Here is a 16,496-nt window from a genome sequence, read left to right on the forward strand (position 1 = left end):
GCGCATAATAAGGAAAATACGGTAGCTGTCGGTGATTCGGTTGACCGGGGATCGATCATTGCCCGCGTGGGCAGCACCGGCAGGGCAACCGGTCCCCACGTCCATTTCGAGGTGCAGTACAAGGGAGAAAAGGTACCACCAGAGACCCTTTTGGCAAAGAGGTAAGGCGAAAATTTCATTAAAGTTTTCGGGAAATCCGCCGATAAGAAAACCACAAATCTTTGCCTCGTAAGGAGGGTCTATGAAGATCTATTCGAACAAGCCGCCTGAAAACCAGGGGCCGAACCGGAGTGTCCAGAGCACCCAAAAATCCTCTGGCGCTGATGAACGGGATATCAAGGTCAACCAGGCCAAGAATGCGGGTCCGGCCGATACGGTTGACATTTCTGGTAAAAGCCGGGAGGTCGCCGACCTCATGGCGGCGGTCAATCAGCTGCCGGATGTGCGGGAGGCCAAGGTCCAGCAGATCAAGCAGAGCGTTGAGGCCGGGACCTATACAGTTGATCCGGCCAAGGTCGCTCAGAAGATGATAAGCGAAATCTTGTAAAAGAATGCCATGGGAATTGTTGAGAGCATAAAATCCATCCTGTCCGAGCAGGTCATCGGCTACCGCGCGCTTCTCGAGGTGCTCCGGCGCGAGCGGGAATGCCTTGTGCAGATCGATGCGGCAGGCGTGGAGGAGCTCTCCAAGGAAAAGGACACGATCGTCCTGAAGCTCAGGCTGCTTGAAGAGGAGCGCATCCGGCTCGTCCGGGCCTTCTCGACAGACCGAGGCCTTGACGGGACCGTGGCGCTCCAGAAGATCGCGGAACTGACCGGCGACGAATCCCTCCACGCGCTCCGCCTTCAGCTGCTCTCCCTCCTGCAGGGCGTCGCGGAGTTCAACAACTTCAACAAGGTGCTGATCGAACGCTCTTCCGCCATTGTGAGGAACTCCCTGAGCTTTCTCGGTTCATGCGGCGTCAGCATCAAGAACCGGAACAGCGGCTCGCTGCTCACGAGGGAGGCATAGATGTCCATTCTCGGCCTGTTCGACATCGGCAAGTCCGCCCTCTTTGCCAGCCAGGCAGCGCTCAGCGTAACGAGCAACAACATCGCGAACGTGAACACGCCCGGCTATTCGCGCGAGGACATCGTGCTGGACATCGCCAATCCCGTCACCACCAGCGCCGGCTCCGTCGGCAGGGGCGTAACCACGGGCGGCATCGTCCGCAGCTACGACCAGTTCCTTGAAGCGCAGCTCCTTGGATCGCAGCAGGACCAGGGCCGGTCCGCGGCCATGGACCAGGCCTGGGGCCAGATCGAGCCGGTCTTTAACGAGCAGCAGGGCCTCGGTCTCGCCCAGCCGCTCGCCGATTTCTTTAATGCCTGGAACGATGTTGCGACAAACCCCGACTCGCAGGTCCCGCGCACCGTACTGCTCCAGAAGGCGGCCTCCCTGACCTCTTCTGCAAAGACCATTGAAAATGCAATAACATCCTCGCTCAAGAGCACGAACGACGGCATAGCCGCTGCGGCAGGCCAGATCAACCAGATCGCTTCGGACATCGCTTCGCTGAACAGCCGCATTACCCAGGTGGAGGCCGGTACAAGCGGGGTGACCGCAAACGACCTGCGCGACCAGAGAGACGCAAAGCTGACCGACCTTGCCAAGCTCGTCGACTTCACGTCCTACGAGGACAATACCGGCTCGCTGACCGTCGTGGTCGGCATGCGGAATCTCGTGGCCGGTACGCGGACGAACACCATGACCAGCGCGTTGGACAGCAGCGGGGACCGGAGCGTCACACTCGACGGGGTGAACATAACTTCCACAGTGCAGGGCGGCCAGCTGGGCGGAATGATCGCCTCCCGGAACGATATCGAGAACAATGCGCTCACGCCCCTCCGCAGGCTCGTTGCCTCCGTCACCCAGCAGGTGAACACGCTGCACCAGCAGGGCTTCGGCCTGGACGGCTCCACGGGCAATGATTTCTTCAGCCCCCTGCAGCTGACAACGGTCAATCATTCAGCAGCCGCGAGCATCTCCTCCGTTATCACAAACCAGTCCGCCCTGACCCTTGATGAGTACACGGTCTCCTTCAGCGGCGGCAATTACACGGTTACGGACAAGCAGACGGGCACGGCCGTTGCGTCGGGCGCGTACAATCCCGCGGGAACAGCGATCGCGCTGAGCGGCATGAACCTCACGATCTCGGGCGCCGTGACGAACGCCGACAGCATTTTCGTCAGCCCCTTGACGACAGCCGTGAGCGGATTCCAGTCGGCGCTGACCGATCCCAGCCAGGTGGCCGCGTCCTCGACAGCCGCAGGCGTTCCCGGCGATAATGCAAATGCAATAGCGATAACTCAGCTCACGTCTGCGCCCATGGCCGATCTCGGCAGCACGACGTTTTCGGATTTTTACAGCGGCCTGGTATCGACGGTCGGCGCGATGAAGAGCTCGACCGCGGACAGCCTCACCTTCAACAACAACCTCATGACGGATATACAGAACAGGCGCGACTCCGTTTCCGGGGTATCCCTTGACGAGGAGGCGGCGAACCTGCTGAAGTACCAGCGCTCCTATGAAGCCGGTGCCCGCGTGATCTCCGTAGCGGACCAGCTTCTTCAGGATGTCTTGAATATGGGATCATCTGCCGCGTATTAATATATGGGCTGTTATAGGCTCTTTGCAATCAGACATCCGAAGACATATTGGTTTGGAGGGAATTGGACAACCGACGTTGTTTTCGCAGGGCCGATTCATGCTTTGTTTTCCAAAGGGCACACAGGTACTAAAACGGCTTTCTGATCGGGTGCTACTAGCAGCTAGACTAATTTTCATCCAGTCGCTGGGGAGATGGCCCTGACTATTTCGGGATGTCTGCAATCTGCCGCTTCGCGGGTGCTCCGTGATCGGCGAGAGACGCAGGGTACCTGTCGCGGTTTGCTTCGGCGCAACGGCGCGTTCCGGGACTTTTATCAGCAGGGGGTTTTACCATGCGCGTGACATCCTCCATGATGTACAATCAGATACTTCAGGCCCTCCAGAGCGGGCAGTCGGATTATTCCGTTCTGACGAATCAGCTTTCGACGGGCAAGAAGCTCCTTGCCCCCTCAGATGACCCGCTCGGCACCATGCGGGCCATGGATTACCGCGTCACCATAAACAATAACGACCAGTACCAGCGCAACATCGACGGTGCGAACGCGAACCTGAACGTCACGAGCACGGTCCTTTCCTCTGCCTACGACACCGTGGGCAAGATCGTCGATCTTGCGCAGACGACGCTCACGGGTACCGATGCCATGACCTCCGCGACCCTCGCAAAAGAAGCGTCCGACTTACGGAACCAGCTGCTTGACTACGCAAACACAAAAAACGGCGACAGCTATCTCTTTTCGGGATTCCAATCGAATGTCGCGTCCTTTTCGGCGAGTACCTATGCGTACCAGGGCGACTCAGGCGTCATCAATGCGATGATCGGCGACGGGGCGGCCGTCCCCATCAACGTCACGGGCGACAGCGCGTTCAGCTACACGCCGGGCGCGGACTACGTCAAGCAGCTCGGCAACGGCCAGAGCGCGTCCTATACCCACGTTGCGGGCACCAAAACGGTGAATGTCGCGATCAGCGACGCGACCGGCACCGTGGTCGACAACTTCAGTTTCTCGAACGTGATCCAGATGACGGACCTGCTGAGCTCGGCCATTGGAGACAAGAACACGGGCCGCATCGAGGCGCTCATGGACCCCTTCACGAATGCGCAGAACCAGTTGGCCGTCGTCCAGGCCGATGTGGGCGTCCGGTTGAGCGGCATGCAGGACCAAACCTCACTGCTCACCGGCGTCAGCAATTCGGTGAAGGATTCGCTTGACGCCACGGAAAGCGCAGACATGAACGAAACGGCCATGCAGCTCCAGCAGACCGATACGGCGCTGCAGGCCCTCCGTGCAACGGCAACAAAGGTCCTCTCGCAGTCGCTCTTTGATTTTCTGAAGTGAGCGCCGGGCGCAACATCGGCATCCGTCCGGCGAAGTCCTTTCATGCTCTCAAGCTGGTGAGCAATCGAACACCGTAACAAGCTCAACCTCATCACCCTCCCCTTGCTCCTGTTTTTGCTCATCCCCGAAGACACTGGTCAACAGCAGCAACCCGCCCGGCAGGCGTAGCGTTCAGCTCGCAAACCCCGGCAATGTTCTGATTACCGTGCTTCTGTTATTCACTCTCCCGGCCAAACGAGAAGGTGACCCCCTTGTTATGACCTGCGGCAGCTCGTATCGCCTTCTTTTTTGCAGCCGGAAGACGGAGCGTGCCGGGCCACAGCGGTCCACGATGGCGCGGCTCTTGCTTCGTGACCGATGGCCCGTGACGGCCCATAAAAACGGGGGGCTTCGATTCAACCAACCGCTCCGCACTGTGTCAAAGTAGGCAAAGAAGAGGAGGAACTTCCATGAAAAAATCAGTTACCGCACTCGGAACAGTTGTATTTATCCTTGCCTTGGGGTTGAGTCTGCCCGCGACGGTCGGGGCTGGGGTGAGCGTGAACGTCACCATCCCGCTTCCGCCGCTGGTCTTGCCGGCTCCGCCTCCGCTGGTCGTGATCCCCGGCAGTTATGTCTACTATCCTCCTGAAGTGGGTGTGGACATATTCTTCTATCATGGAAACTGGTACCGGCCGTACCGCGGCGGTTGGTATATCGCGCACGACTATAATGGTCCGTGGAGAACCGTTGGTCCCGGCCGGGTGCCACGCGTAATCCTCGGAGTACCCCATGACTATCGTCGTATTCCTCCCCGTTATGCCCGCATGCCCTATGGCGAGGTCCAGCACAACTGGCGCACCTGGGAGCGCGACCGTCGGTGGGATCACGAGCAGCACGCGCGAGTCGAGCGGGGTGAACACCAGGGAAGGGACCATGAGCGCGGAGAGGACCACGGATACGAAAGGCATGGAAGAGAATAACGCGCAGTAACAACACTGAAAACCAGGCCGCTTTTCCCGTAATGGTTCCGGAAGTCATTCATCTGGAGCTAACCGGGAGAGCGGCTTTTTTTGCAGTCCTACCGGCAGTATCACCAGCGGCCGATTGCCTTTCCTGTTGAGCTACGACATACAGCGAATGGAACCCTGTTTTAAAACCGCCGCACTCCCCTCGGGATCATTGACAGCCTTCGCGTCATTTGGTAGTATGTCAGACGTTTTTTTATTTCCGCATGAGGAGGAGTAGCATGAAGAAGGCATTTGCGCTGGCCTCACTGATCGCGCTGACCGTGGTTATTACCGCCGGCGGCGCGGGCGCAGGTACACCTGCACCGCTCAGCACCCCTGAACTCCGGAAGGTCATCGGTTCGGGCAAGAAGCATACGCTCGTCTTTTTCCAGAACCCCATGGGCGGTCCCTGCAAGGCTCAGAAGGAGATTGTACAACGTCTGCTGAAAGACAGGAAGAACGGCTTCAACGTGGCCAATATCAGCACCATGAAGGCCGAGGACCAGCAGGCGTTCTATGACTACGGCGTGAGGAACCTCCCCACCATTGTTCTGGTGGACAAGAAGGGGGCCATTGCTAATTATTTCCCCCCCGGCATCCAGAGCTATGAGACGCTGGCGGCCGGACTGGATGCACTTAAATAAATGGAACTGGGCATTGCAAATATTGCCTTGGCAGTCGGCGCAGGCCTGGCCAGCGTGCTGTCTCCTTGCGTTCTCCCGGTCGTACCGGTCATTGCGGCGGGAGCTGAAAAAAAGGATCCGCTGCGTCCCCTCCTCGTCGTCCTCGGACTTTCCCTCGCATTCATGATCATGGGCGCCGTATCGTCGCTCGCGGGCGCGCTGCTCGTGGGCCGCACCCGCTATATTGAGCTCGCGGGTGCTTTCGTGATACTCGTCATGGGTGTTTTCGTCATCTTCGACCTGAACGTCTTCAAGAGGCTTTACCGGCTTTCGAACGTGCGGGTGAGCGGCGGGGGTCGCTTCTCCGGCTTCCTCCTGGGTATGGCTCTCGGTCTTGTCTGGGTCCCGTGCATAGGCCCCTTCCTGTCGAGCATCCTCACGCTGGTCGGCACGAGCGGACAGCTTTCAAAGGGGATCATCCTGCTCGGTTTCTATTCTCTTGGCCTTGCGATCCCCATGCTGACCGTTGCCTACTCATCCCATCTCCTCCAGCGCAGGCTGACGGCCTTTGTCCGGCATGAAAGCGCCCTTCGCTACATAACCGGCGGCATCCTGATGGCCTTCGGCCTTTATTCGATCATAGCGGGGAATATGGCGTTTTAATTGCCTTTGACCGCCCTCTTGTCCTTCACGTGCCCCTCGCCGCATGAACGTCAGTAAAACTGCTCCTAATCGCAGGCACGACTCCTGGATTTTTTGGGCCTCCTAAAAGAAACGGCCGACGATCAAAATCGCCGGCCGTTTCTCGTGGATCTCCGCGCATCGCTACCCGCCTACATACCCGGGCGAGAAGTCCCGCTCTGTCAGCCGCTGCTCGACCTCTTTCACCTGAACCGCACCCTCGAAATCAACGGAGCCGGTCCAATCATACGAACAGGAATGGGCCAGAATCTGAAGCTTCCAGTCAATCTCGTCGGCGATCTCTTTCAAGTGCCGGCTAAATTTTTCGGCGCCTTCCCGTACCGGGCCAATGCCCTCCGTCCTTTTGATCAGGCGCATGATCCCTTCTTTCATCCCCGACAGTTCGGAATACACTTCGTCACAGAGGGGATAGCCCCCCTTTTTATCCATTACCGTTGCCATAAGCACCTCCTCGCTCAACACCTTGCACAATTCCTTACACACACTAGTATAGCACCGGAGGAGTAAAAAAGGATGGATTTAGTCCTCATACGACCTACGTCGCAGCATACTATGAATGGGCGCGAGGTCTGTGAACGGCCGCCTCAGCTTCGCGAGAAGTTGCGTAAAGGAAGAGAAGACGCCGGGCGGCGATAGAGCCGTCGGCCAGGAGCTTTTTTGTTCAGCAGGATACCGGTGTTCCGAAGCGCGCTCAACGCTCATTTGAGACGTTCGAACTCGGTCATGATCTTATATTGTTTACCGATGCCGCGCAGGCGGGTGTAGGCGATGGGAATCGAATGCGGTCCGATTAGCAGTCGATGGAGCAACAGCGTTGGCGATCCTTCGGGGATCTTAAGGAGCAGCGCCGCTTCCCCCCGGGCCTCGGCCACCTCAATGGTCTGCATGACCTTGAAGATTTTTCGCTCCCCTTTCTCCTGGATCAGTTCGTAGAACGGCCTGCTGCACACTTCTTCATCCTCGATGCCGGGAAATACCCAGAGGGGCACGAAGGATTCTTCAAGATACGCCGTTTCTCCGTTCACGATCCGTTTGCACAGGATGTAGTATACGTCGCTCCCGGACCCCTTCAGACCAAGGGCGGCCGTGACATCCTCGGATGGCGCCTGGAGCCCCTGTGCGAGCATCTCCTTTTCCGCCCTCATGCCCTCTCCGAACATGTTTTCCGTCAACGTCGTCTTCATGGCGACACCGAGATCCTGCCTGGCATAGGTGACAAAAGTGCCTCTGCCCTGCTGTTTCCTGAGATAGCCGCACCGGGCAAGCTCCAACACGGCATTTCTCACTGTGGCCTTGCTCACCTGGTACGTCCTGCAGAGGTTCTCCTCGGTCGGAATCTGCGACCCGTTCTTCCACTCCAAGGTCTCGATCTTTTCCTTGATAATGGCATACATCTGTACATAGAGCTTCTGCAGGCTGTCCCGGTCAACGGTTCGTTCTGTCAAGGTATGCATGGTTCGTCAATCCTTATGCTGTTTTTTTCTTTTAAAAAAAGACCTGCCAAGATTCAACAGAGATGGCGACCGGCCATTCAGAGCGACTCCCGCGCTGTGATCATGCTCAGCATCCCGCACCCCCTGAGCTAGTATCCCGTTTCTCGCATTCTCCAGAGCGATCCTTTTGAATGCATCAAGCGATTTTGTGCTTTCCATATAAAGCGCCTCCTTCATGGTAAAGTCGATGTCCGTGGGAGTCGCGAGCTCTGCGGGGACCACGGCAATGACCGTCAGTGCGCTCCCGTTCCGCCTGGCCAGGCCGATGGCCTCGGCAGATGCGGCCGTTGAATACCGTGAGCCGTCGGTGGCGACGACGATGGTCCTGAATCCCAGCTCGGCGGCCCAGGGAACCACGAGCACGTTGCAGGGAGCGTGACCGATGACGCGCGCCGTGACGCTCTCCATCATGAGACGCTTAAGCCCCGCCCGCCCCCTCCGTCCCATGACGATCAGGGTGCTGTTATTCTTGACCGCCTCTTCGACGATATATTTATAGGACTCCTCGCCCCTGTTTACCACGGTTGACGCCTCGACCCCTTGTTTCCGTGCATGGTCAAGCAGCGCGTCCAGGTTCTGCCTGGCAGCCCGCTCCTGTTTTTCCGATATCTGCGGCGCCAGGGCATCCAATTCGGGATTCGCGTCCACAACGGAAAGGATCACCAGTTTGCTTCGGCATTTCCTGGAGAGGTTGATCGCTTCACGAGCGGCTCCTTCGCTGTACTCCGCGACCCGTCCGTAAAAAGCAAGATCCTGTCGACGCCTGTTGTGGGACATAGTTCAGCCATGAAAAAGACCTCCCGAGGGTAGATTGTGATTTCCCTGCGGAGACGATACCCTGACAAGCCGTTGCAGAATGCAATGTTTCTGGACAATCATAATCTCTCGGGGTCCTGTTGTCAACCGAGATAGGATATTTTTCAAGTGCTGGCGGGAAGACACGCGCAAAACCCGAATCCACAGGCAGCGGATGCCGTTAAACTTCACGGCATAGAATGACAGCGAAATATCCGGCCTCTCGGGTAGGCTGATGATGGGTAACCGTGGCGCCTGGCCAGCGTCCGGCCTTACATGGAATATTTTTCGAGTTTTTCAAGCACTTCAATGTGCAGGAACTCCGATGGAATAATACGGAACTCGATCCTCTCCACGTTCCGCTGAGAGGGAGGAATGGGCTGAGCGGCGCTCGCGAAGTAGGTCGAAAACCGGATACCGAGTTCCGGCTCGAGGTGGAACAATGCATCCTGGATGAATCCGGCCAATCGCTGGACCTCCATCCGTGCTGCCATGGTCGCCCCGGCCGTCCCATAGGAGGGGAAACGGCCAACGATGAGGACCAGATTGATCTCCGATCGCAGGTGATCATCCTTCATGAGCGCCAGAAAAATGCGAGCCAGCTTCTGCAAATCGCGCTGCGCCGATGCCTTCAGCTTTCCGTCAGCCGAAATGAGCAGCGATTTTTCTATCACGATGGACTGCATTTTGACCGCAAGACCCTTGACCGGTTGAGTTCCGAATTCCTTCTCGAAGACCGTCATGATGCCCTTCGAGAACTCGTTGCGGGGCTGGGAGAGGGCGAGGGCGGGTTCGAGAAAGCGCTGTATCTTGACAGCCCGATAGTACAGGAGGGCGCTCAACAGCACCAGCCCGATCAGCACGACGCTGAGGAGAGGCCCGGGCGGCGGAACGAACTTCCACAGGGTTGTATCCTTCATACCGAATGTTCCTCCAGAAGGCCGATTTTCTTGACCGCGGTCCGGATATCAGCCTCGGACAGGGTGGCCGGAGAATGGATCGCCTTGTTTCTCAAACCCAGCAGGTCGCTGAACAGGTTTTGTTTGGCCTGGCTGATGCTACGGCTTTGCACCATCTCTTTCAGCCCCTCGGACAGGATCGCATAGGTCCGGCCGAGCGCCGCGTTCGTGAAGGCCTTCATCCGGTTTTCGAGATAATAGCCCAGCAGGAGCGATGCCACGATTCTTTCCCCCGCCCGGTAGTATTCCAGCGCCTGCTCCGCCGATACCTTGCCTTTCATGAAGTGGATGTTCTCGGTGGACTCGATCTCACCCGGCGCCAGCTGCTGGATCTTTTGATAGACCTCCAGGCATTTATCGATCATGTTCTTCTCAAGATAGGACTCAGCAAGGAGGAACAGTTCCCGGAGGCTGTCCGCGCCCTTCTGCTGACCGACGGCAAAGGCATAGGCTCGTCGCAGCGCCTCCCCCTTGTCGTCCTTCTTGTCGAGCACATCGAAGTGCCGCGCCCAGCGTTTCCCCTTGAGGACGTTGTCCTTGGTGAAACGGAAGAGGCGTTCGGTAACCTCGCTCTTGCCCAGCTTTCCGCTGACGACGATGATATTCAGCGCCGGGTAGGTCTCAAAGAGCTCGGGCAGGGCGTCGATCCCCTCGTTCATCCGGTCGAACTCGATGTCCAGGGTCATCAGGTCAAAGACCTGATTCGTCAGGATGCGGACGGCATCGCGGACGCTGACCGCTTCCTGAATCCGGAGGTCCGGCTCTTCGGCGGCCAGGATCTTCCGGATTTCGAGCTTCAGAAGCTCCCGGTCCTCATAATCGTCGTCGGCAATCAATACTCTAAACATCGAGCCGCTCCACAACGAAGGGCAGGTTTATGATCACCTCGGTCCCCCTGCCCGGGGCCGTGTACTCCTTCCCGATCCTGATCTTGCCCGCATGGAGGCCGATGACGTATTTGGAAAAATACAGCCCCTGCCCCCAGTTCTCGCCGATGCCTCTTCCCTTGTAAAAGCACTGGTCCGCCTGCTGCTCGTCCATGCCGATGCCTTCGTCCAGGATGGAGATGGTCACGTACCGCCTCGTTCCATCCCGGTCCGTCGAACAGGAAACATGAACGCGGGCCCGCGGCTCGTCCGGCTTCTTATACTTGACGGCGTTGTCGATCACGTTCTCGAATACGGTCTTCAGCAGGGGCGGAGCGGCGTAGATCATGGGGACGGGGATGTTCCTGGGAATCGTCAGGTCGGCAAGGTCCCGGTATTGAACGGCGAGCTCGTCCAGCATTCCCCTGAGATCGATATTGACGAATTCGACCAGGCTTGCCTCGCGTTCATCGGCGATCCTCTTGAAAATATCGATATCGGCGAACAGCTTGTCAAGGTTCTCGTCAATACGCTCTTTGGAGTCCCCGGGTATTCCCGGCAGGAGATCGACCCGCCGCTTGATCCGTCCGAGGTTGTTCTTGAACTCATGTCCGATGGTCGCGGAAATATACCGGATGAACTCGTTCCGTCGTGCGATCTCCTGGTTTTTCAGCACCAGCAGCATGTTCTCGCGGGACCTCCGCTGTTTCTGCTGATAGATGATGGACAGGTATAAGGTAAAGCAGGTGAAGGCGAGGATCATGACCACCAAGGCATAGTGAGAGACGCGGATGGCGCCATCGAGCTGGCCCTGCATGATCGCGAGCCGCTGGTCCAGTCCTGCTTCGGGGGGAGTCGCCCCCTTCCAGGGCATAAGCAGCAGCTCCAGCCCCGTGAAGGGCGGAAAGAACCGGTCGGCATAGACCATGCCCAGCAGGAGCCAGATGAGAACCGAAGTGATGGCCAGGAGCAGGCCTTTTATTCTATCACGCATAGCGGCATCACGGGCAATCGACATGATTTACTTTAGTACAGAGCACCGGGTATTGCAACGGGAAAATGCCTGAGGCACCTGCCTGGTTCTCACCAGACAAGACGGGCTATTCACGCAATTTCATACACGCGTCCTGGTATCCCAGGTCGCATGCCTTCTGGAAATCCGCCTGAGCGAGCCCCTCGTTGCCCAACCTCAGATAGAGCCTGCCCCGATTGAAATAAGCAATGTCAAGGTTCCGATCCAATGAAATGGCCTTATTAAAATCAGCCAAAGCCTCATCGAGTCGATCGAGAGAGGAATACACGACCCCTCGATTGTGATAGGCATCGGCTCTTTCAGGCTTGAGTGCTATAGATTGACTCAAACATGCTATCGCCTTGTCGAACAGATGAGCCCCAATGTACAGCACACCCAGATTAAAGTATGCTTGAGCATCAGCGGGATTCAATGCAAGCGTCTTGTTGTAATCCTCAAATGCCCTGTCAATCTGGCCGGTTTTTTCAAAAGAAACACCGCGGTTGTTGTAGGCGGCATATGCCGCCGGCTCTTGTTCGATGACATGGCTCCACAAGATTATGCCGTTTTTCCACAGGCCTATTTGCCGGACAGTTAAAACAATCATGGCAGCGGACACGAGGAGCGCGGCCGCAACGATGAATAGCTGGATGCCCAGCCGGTGTTGTTCGACTCTGTGTGTTCTGTTCGAGAGCCACGCCGCTCCTACCCCGCAGAGGAGAAATGGTCCTATGCTCGGCAAATAGAAAAATCTGTCAGCCATCGCTTGCGGGCCGACCTGGACGATGCCCAGCACCGGCAGCAGGGTGATAACGTAATACCCCCACACCGCGAGCCACAGCCTCCGCTTCTTTGCCAGAACGATACCCGTGATCGTTATCGCGGAGAGAAGCACGATTGCCGAAAGATACTCGAACGATCCCAGGGATACGTTTGCCGGATAAGGATACAGGGGATAAAGGTTCAAGGGCCATACCATCTTTACCAGGTACAGGATAAGCGATCGGGCAGCAACGAGCAGTCGAGTCGGCAACGGTATGCTTTCGATCGATGCCATAGCGCCTCCCGTCTTCTGCGCCACGATGATCACGATCGATGAAATGAGACTCAACAGAACAAAGGGGATTTTTTCGACAAAAACCGTTCGAAAGTCCTTCAGGGAGCGAATCCGGTCAAAAGGATACCAGTCCAAAATGAGGAGAACCACGGGCAGGGAAACCGCCATCGGTTTGCTGCATAAGGCAAGGATGAAAAACCCGATAGCGATGAAGTAGTGCTTGCTGCGATAACGGGAGAACGAATGTTCCTGAACCGATTCCGTGGCGACACTCCGGACATAGCTCGCATATTGGAGAATGCTGAGCAGGAAGAACAGCGCACAGAGCAGGTCCTTCCGCTCAGCGACCCACGCTGCTGATTCCACATGCAGGGGGTGAAGGCCGAACAGGATGCCCGTCGTTCCACCGGCTATGAGCAGCTCCCTCGACTGGAAACCCGCCGACTGCCCCGCCTTTTGCGACATCCCGCTCCACGCTTCGAGAAGTCGCATGATGAGAATTACCACCAAGAAGGAATTGACGGCGTGGAGAATGATATTGGTCAGATGATGCCCCCAGGGGTTCAGTCCCCAGAGAGCGTAATCCACCGCATGTGATACCCAGGTCAGGGGGTGCCAATAGGATGCGTAGAAATCGGTGAAGATCCACTTGAAAAAAGCCGGGCTGAGGGAGCGGATATGGGTGTTATCCATGACATACAGATCGTCGTCCCAGTTGACGAAATCGTTCTGAAGAGCGGGAAGATAGACGAGAAAGGTCACCACAGCAACAGAAGCGGCAAGTGCATATTTCATGCGTGCTGCATTTTTCACGGTACGGTTCCTCCTACCTTTGCCGGTGAACTGAACGCTCGTCGCGCGTCATAGGCAAGCCAATCCCTCTCTTGCTGCGCCCGATCCGCGAAGTGAGAGGATGTCACAGCCGCGCCTCGTCCGCCTTTGCGTCGACGAGAGCCTTGATCTGCGGCAGCAGCGAGGGGGCCAGGGGATACGTCCCCCCCTGCAGCGAGGTTTTCGTCCGCTCCTCATCGTACAGGGACTGGACACTGCTCACCACATCATCGACAAGGCCGGCGATGAATTCGTCCCTGTTCGCTCCCCGTACCCTTACCTTTCCGAAGACGGTCCGTGCATTATTGTCCACAAAATACACCTGCGCCCGTTCTGCGCTGCTCCGAATTAAGACGGCGGAGAAACGGACATGCACAGGCTCCCCGTGATTATTGACGAGGCCCAGTTCGATCTGCTTCAGGAGCCGCGGGTTTCCACCCGGTTCATCCGGTTCGTTATTGACGAGATACCGCCAGGGAGCATACGCGGGATACCGTGATTCCAGTTCGGCGGCCAGCGCGGTATACTCCGGCGTGCCGAAGCGTCCGGCGAGATTCAGGACGTGGACGCGGTCACCCAGCGCAGCGGCCCGGAAGTTTTGCTCCCATCTTCGCTGCTGCTTTTCACGCGCGGCCGCGGCGTCCGGCCTGCGCAGATAGGGGAGAATGCTTTCCCGGTAGCCGGTCAGAATGCCGACGTTGGGGCCCAGCAGGTACGTCCGCCCGATATTATGGGGCGCGGAAAACTCAAGGTACAGATTATCATCGGTATTGATCCTCGCCTGGCCGCTGAACGCGTCTGCACCGCGGGTTCCCGTCAGGAAGTAGCTCAGGAACGCCTCCGCCGACCCCATGTTGATCCGCTTCAGGTCATCGCGCACCCCCGGCGCGTTGATCCGCTTGTCGAGTGCTTCTTCATCGATGACGATGGGGGAGTTGCTGCCGACCAGCTCCGCATCGGCGTAGGACAGCCAGACCATGACGTGCGAGAAGTTCTCCCGGAACGTCTTCACAATGGATTTAAGATTTTCCTCCGTAAGCTCGTAGAGAGGGAGCCACTGGCAGATAATGCCGCCCGGGTTGAGATGTTGTGCGGCAAGCTTGAAATACTCGGCGGTGTACAGGTACCCGGCCCCGCTGAACCAGGGATGGACCGGGTCGGCGGTGATCACGTCGAATTTCTCCCGCGTGGTCAGCAGGAAATTGCGGCCGTCGTTGAACACGATCTTCAGCTTGGGGTTGTCGAGCGCATAATGATTGTAGATCCCGAACGTCCGTGCCACACCCAGCACCTTGGGCTCGATCTCGGCAAGGGTGACCTGCTCCACGCCGGGATGGACCTCGGTTGCTCCGAGGGTCATCCCGCTGCCCGTGCCGAGCACAAAGACCTTCTTCGGGTCCTTGTTGAGCAGCATGGGCAAATGGCCCAGGGTGTACTGGCACTGCATCTCCTGGTTGCTGTTCGATGCCTCGACCCTGCCGTTGGTTATGAAGAACTGGGTTTCCCCCGCCTTTACGGAACTGACGATGGCCTCGGCGCCCTCGGCATAATAGAGCACATCGGTATTGTCCAGGGTTTCCCGGGTTTTCTCGGGCGTTGCGTACATCTCGGGAGCGTGGGACTGATAGACGGCGAAGTATTTGGTGTCCCACAGGTTCCACGGGTTCGGGTTCAGGACCAGGGCTAGGAGCGCGATCGTCACGGCGCCCGCCGTTCCCCCCGTGAGCAGTTTCCTGTTCCTCGTGCTCACGAGCACCAGAAGGCCGAACCCGATGTTGATCAGAATGATCACCTGCAGGGACCGCTGGATGCCGAGAAGATAGACAAAAACGAAACCGCTGACAACCGACCCGAGGATGGCCCCGATCGTGTTGAAGGAAAGGACCTCGCCGACCGCATGGCCTACCCTCTTTTTGTACTGGCCGTGTATCTTCCCGGCGAGCGGGAACGCGATGCCCATGAAGAACGCCGGAACGAACATGAGGGAAAAAGCCATGACGAAGCTCGCCACTTGCCGGGAGGCAAAGGGGTCCGCGGGCGCAACATGGGCCTTGAAAAATGCGTACAGGGAAAACGCATGGGTGGGCAAACTCCTCAGGTACATCGACGCGACGAGGGCTGACAGGCCGATCAGTATCTGCACGAGGCCGAACCAGACAATGGATACGCCGATGCGATCCGTCGCCTCCCTCCCCCGGGTTCCCGCCACTTTGAGAAAAAGCCCATAGGCGGCGCTCCCGAGCCCGATTCCCGCAAGAAAGGCCATGAGGAGGATCGTAAATCCGTACACGCTTGCTCCGATAACGATGCTGAGGATCCTGGTCCACAGGACCTCGTACCCGAGGGCGCAAAACCCGCTGACCCCGACGCCCCAGAGCACCAGCTTGAGCGGAGTAAGGTCCGTCGGTTGCGTTCCCGGGGCATGCGGAATCTCGGGAGACTCGGGACGGCCCTCTCCGGCGACCACATTGTCGAAAATTGCCTGCGCCCTGCCCTGCAGCACAATGGCCAGGACGCCGACCAGCACATTTGTCAGCACGGCGATCAAAAGTGTCGTACCGACCGAAAACCGGGGCAGGAACAGGAAGCCGGCGGCCGCGGCGCCGACGACGGCGCCGAGCGTATTGAAACCATACAGGAACGAGAGCCGGCTTCCGAGTCCCCGTACCCGTCTGGTGATGAAGGCCGAAAGGACGGGGAGCGTTCCTCCCATGAGCGTGGTCGGTACGATCAAGGCAGCAGCGGCAAAGGTGATGCGGACACCGGAGAGATACAGGAGGGAGGTGTCGGCAAGCCGGGCGACCGGCACGTAGAGCGTCGGATAGAATCGCATCAGGAGCGCGAACACCAGGGCCGATGCGGCGATGCTCAGTTCCAGGAATCCATAGAGGCGCAGCAGGTTCCCGGAGTTGTCCACCTTCTTGCCGATCCAATAGCTCCCGAGAGCAAGACCGCCCATGAAAACGGCCAGGACCGTTGTTACGGCCAGATGGGTGCCCCCGAATATCAGGCTCAGGTACCGTACCCACACCACTTCGTAGATCAGCGCCGATGCCCCGGACAGAAAAAAGATCGCATAGATAAGACGCAACATGAGCTGGTGCATGATGATTCCCCCTTCACTCCTCCGTCATGCGAATAATCCCCGTCTGGAGGCCGTCTCCTGCCGCCTGCTCGATCCG

General features: G+C 57.8%; 16 protein-coding genes. 8 read left to right on the plus strand and 8 right to left on the minus strand.

Annotation, left to right across the window (positions count from 1 at the left end):
• The 8 genes from VL197_14975 to VL197_15010 form a co-directional block, all read left to right on the plus strand.
• Window positions 1-165 (plus strand): M23 family metallopeptidase (locus tag VL197_14975; GenBank protein HUJ19285.1); only part of this gene is annotated, 165 nt, incomplete at its 5' end.
• A 76-nt stretch (window positions 166-241) separates the two neighbouring features.
• Entirely contained in the window at window positions 242-547 is a 306-nt protein-coding gene (gene flgM, locus VL197_14980; GenBank protein HUJ19286.1) for a flagellar biosynthesis anti-sigma factor FlgM, read from the plus strand.
• A gap of 9 nt (window positions 548-556) precedes the next feature.
• The gene (locus VL197_14985) at window positions 557-1,012 is read left to right on the plus strand and encodes a flagellar protein FlgN (GenBank protein HUJ19287.1); all 456 of its coding nucleotides are present in this window, start codon (window positions 557-559) and stop codon (window positions 1,010-1,012) included.
• Window positions 1,013-2,650, plus strand: coding sequence for a flagellar hook-associated protein FlgK (flgK, locus tag VL197_14990; protein HUJ19288.1), 1,638 nt, complete (start codon window positions 1,013-1,015; stop codon window positions 2,648-2,650).
• Between the two features lie 332 nt (window positions 2,651-2,982).
• Window positions 2,983-3,987 (plus strand): flagellar hook-associated protein FlgL, encoded by a 1,005-nt coding sequence (gene flgL / locus VL197_14995; protein ID HUJ19289.1) that lies wholly within the window; start codon window positions 2,983-2,985, stop codon window positions 3,985-3,987.
• Window positions 3,988-4,436: 449 nt separating this feature from the next.
• Complete coding sequence (locus tag VL197_15000; GenBank protein ID HUJ19290.1) at window positions 4,437-4,949, plus strand: hypothetical protein; 513 nt, start codon at window positions 4,437-4,439, stop codon at window positions 4,947-4,949.
• A 266-nt stretch (window positions 4,950-5,215) separates the two neighbouring features.
• Window positions 5,216-5,620, plus strand: a complete 405-nt coding sequence (locus tag VL197_15005; GenBank protein ID HUJ19291.1) for a thioredoxin domain-containing protein — start codon at window positions 5,216-5,218, stop codon at window positions 5,618-5,620.
• Window positions 5,621-6,262, plus strand: coding sequence for a cytochrome c biogenesis CcdA family protein (locus tag VL197_15010; GenBank protein ID HUJ19292.1), 642 nt, complete (start codon window positions 5,621-5,623; stop codon window positions 6,260-6,262). It begins immediately after the preceding gene.
• A gap of 162 nt (window positions 6,263-6,424) precedes the next feature.
• On the opposite strand, the gene VL197_15015 is transcribed toward VL197_15010, so the two are convergent.
• The 8 genes from VL197_15015 to VL197_15050 all read right to left on the minus strand — a co-directional run bounded on the left by VL197_15015 (window position 6,425) and on the right by VL197_15050 (window position 16,420).
• Entirely contained in the window at window positions 6,425-6,742 is a 318-nt protein-coding gene (locus tag VL197_15015) for a hypothetical protein (GenBank protein HUJ19293.1), read from the minus strand.
• Between the two features lie 257 nt (window positions 6,743-6,999).
• Window positions 7,000-7,755 carry a GntR family transcriptional regulator gene (locus VL197_15020; GenBank protein HUJ19294.1) on the minus strand — a complete coding sequence of 252 codons (756 nt, stop codon included), beginning with the start codon at window positions 7,753-7,755 and terminating at the stop codon, window positions 7,000-7,002.
• Between the two features lie 6 nt (window positions 7,756-7,761).
• The gene (locus VL197_15025; GenBank protein ID HUJ19295.1) at window positions 7,762-8,571 is read right to left on the minus strand and encodes a universal stress protein; all 810 of its coding nucleotides are present in this window, start codon (window positions 8,569-8,571) and stop codon (window positions 7,762-7,764) included.
• Between the two features lie 290 nt (window positions 8,572-8,861).
• Window positions 8,862-9,509: a hypothetical protein gene (locus VL197_15030; GenBank protein HUJ19296.1), complete on the minus strand. Its 648-nt coding sequence runs from the start codon at window positions 9,507-9,509 to the stop codon at window positions 8,862-8,864.
• Entirely contained in the window at window positions 9,506-10,396 is an 891-nt protein-coding gene (locus tag VL197_15035; protein ID HUJ19297.1) for a response regulator, read from the minus strand. Before VL197_15035 ends, VL197_15030 begins: the two co-directional genes overlap by 4 nt.
• Window positions 10,389-11,408 carry a HAMP domain-containing sensor histidine kinase gene (locus VL197_15040; GenBank protein ID HUJ19298.1) on the minus strand — a complete coding sequence of 340 codons (1,020 nt, stop codon included), beginning with the start codon at window positions 11,406-11,408 and terminating at the stop codon, window positions 10,389-10,391. Before VL197_15040 ends, VL197_15035 begins: the two co-directional genes overlap by 8 nt.
• 106 nt (window positions 11,409-11,514) lie before the next feature.
• Complete coding sequence (locus tag VL197_15045; GenBank protein HUJ19299.1) at window positions 11,515-13,296, minus strand: tetratricopeptide repeat protein; 1,782 nt, start codon at window positions 13,294-13,296, stop codon at window positions 11,515-11,517.
• Window positions 13,297-13,399: 103 nt separating this feature from the next.
• The gene (locus tag VL197_15050; protein ID HUJ19300.1) at window positions 13,400-16,420 is read right to left on the minus strand and encodes a fused MFS/spermidine synthase; all 3,021 of its coding nucleotides are present in this window, start codon (window positions 16,418-16,420) and stop codon (window positions 13,400-13,402) included.
• Window positions 16,421-16,496: the final 76 nt, after the last annotated feature.

Source organism: Nitrospirota bacterium, assembly GCA_035516965.1.
GTDB lineage: Bacteria > Nitrospirota > UBA9217 > UBA9217 > UBA9217 > MHEA01.

What these genes read in the sequence shown, in the direction of transcription:
- flgM (HUJ19286.1), top strand. Translation starts at nt 242, where the DNA reads ATGAAGATCTATTCGAACAAGCCGCCTGAAAACCAGGGGCCGAACCGG.
- VL197_14985 (HUJ19287.1), top strand. Translation starts at nt 557, where the DNA reads ATGGGAATTGTTGAGAGCATAAAATCCATCCTGTCCGAGCAGGTCATC.
- flgK (HUJ19288.1), top strand. Translation starts at nt 1,013, where the DNA reads ATGTCCATTCTCGGCCTGTTCGACATCGGCAAGTCCGCCCTCTTTGCC.
- flgL (HUJ19289.1), top strand. Translation starts at nt 2,983, where the DNA reads ATGCGCGTGACATCCTCCATGATGTACAATCAGATACTTCAGGCCCTC.
- VL197_15000 (HUJ19290.1), top strand. Translation starts at nt 4,437, where the DNA reads ATGAAAAAATCAGTTACCGCACTCGGAACAGTTGTATTTATCCTTGCC.
- VL197_15005 (HUJ19291.1), top strand. Translation starts at nt 5,216, where the DNA reads ATGAAGAAGGCATTTGCGCTGGCCTCACTGATCGCGCTGACCGTGGTT.
- VL197_15010 (HUJ19292.1), top strand. Translation starts at nt 5,621, where the DNA reads ATGGAACTGGGCATTGCAAATATTGCCTTGGCAGTCGGCGCAGGCCTG.
- VL197_15015 (HUJ19293.1), bottom strand. Translation starts at nt 6,742, where the DNA reads ATGGCAACGGTAATGGATAAAAAGGGGGGCTATCCCCTCTGTGACGAA.
- VL197_15020 (HUJ19294.1), bottom strand. Translation starts at nt 7,755, where the DNA reads ATGCATACCTTGACAGAACGAACCGTTGACCGGGACAGCCTGCAGAAG.
- VL197_15025 (HUJ19295.1), bottom strand. Translation starts at nt 8,571, where the DNA reads ATGTCCCACAACAGGCGTCGACAGGATCTTGCTTTTTACGGACGGGTC.
- VL197_15030 (HUJ19296.1), bottom strand. Translation starts at nt 9,509, where the DNA reads ATGAAGGATACAACCCTGTGGAAGTTCGTTCCGCCGCCCGGGCCTCTC.
- VL197_15035 (HUJ19297.1), bottom strand. Translation starts at nt 10,396, where the DNA reads ATGTTTAGAGTATTGATTGCCGACGACGATTATGAGGACCGGGAGCTT.
- VL197_15040 (HUJ19298.1), bottom strand. Translation starts at nt 11,408, where the DNA reads ATGCGTGATAGAATAAAAGGCCTGCTCCTGGCCATCACTTCGGTTCTC.
- VL197_15050 (HUJ19300.1), bottom strand. Translation starts at nt 16,420, where the DNA reads ATGCACCAGCTCATGTTGCGTCTTATCTATGCGATCTTTTTTCTGTCC.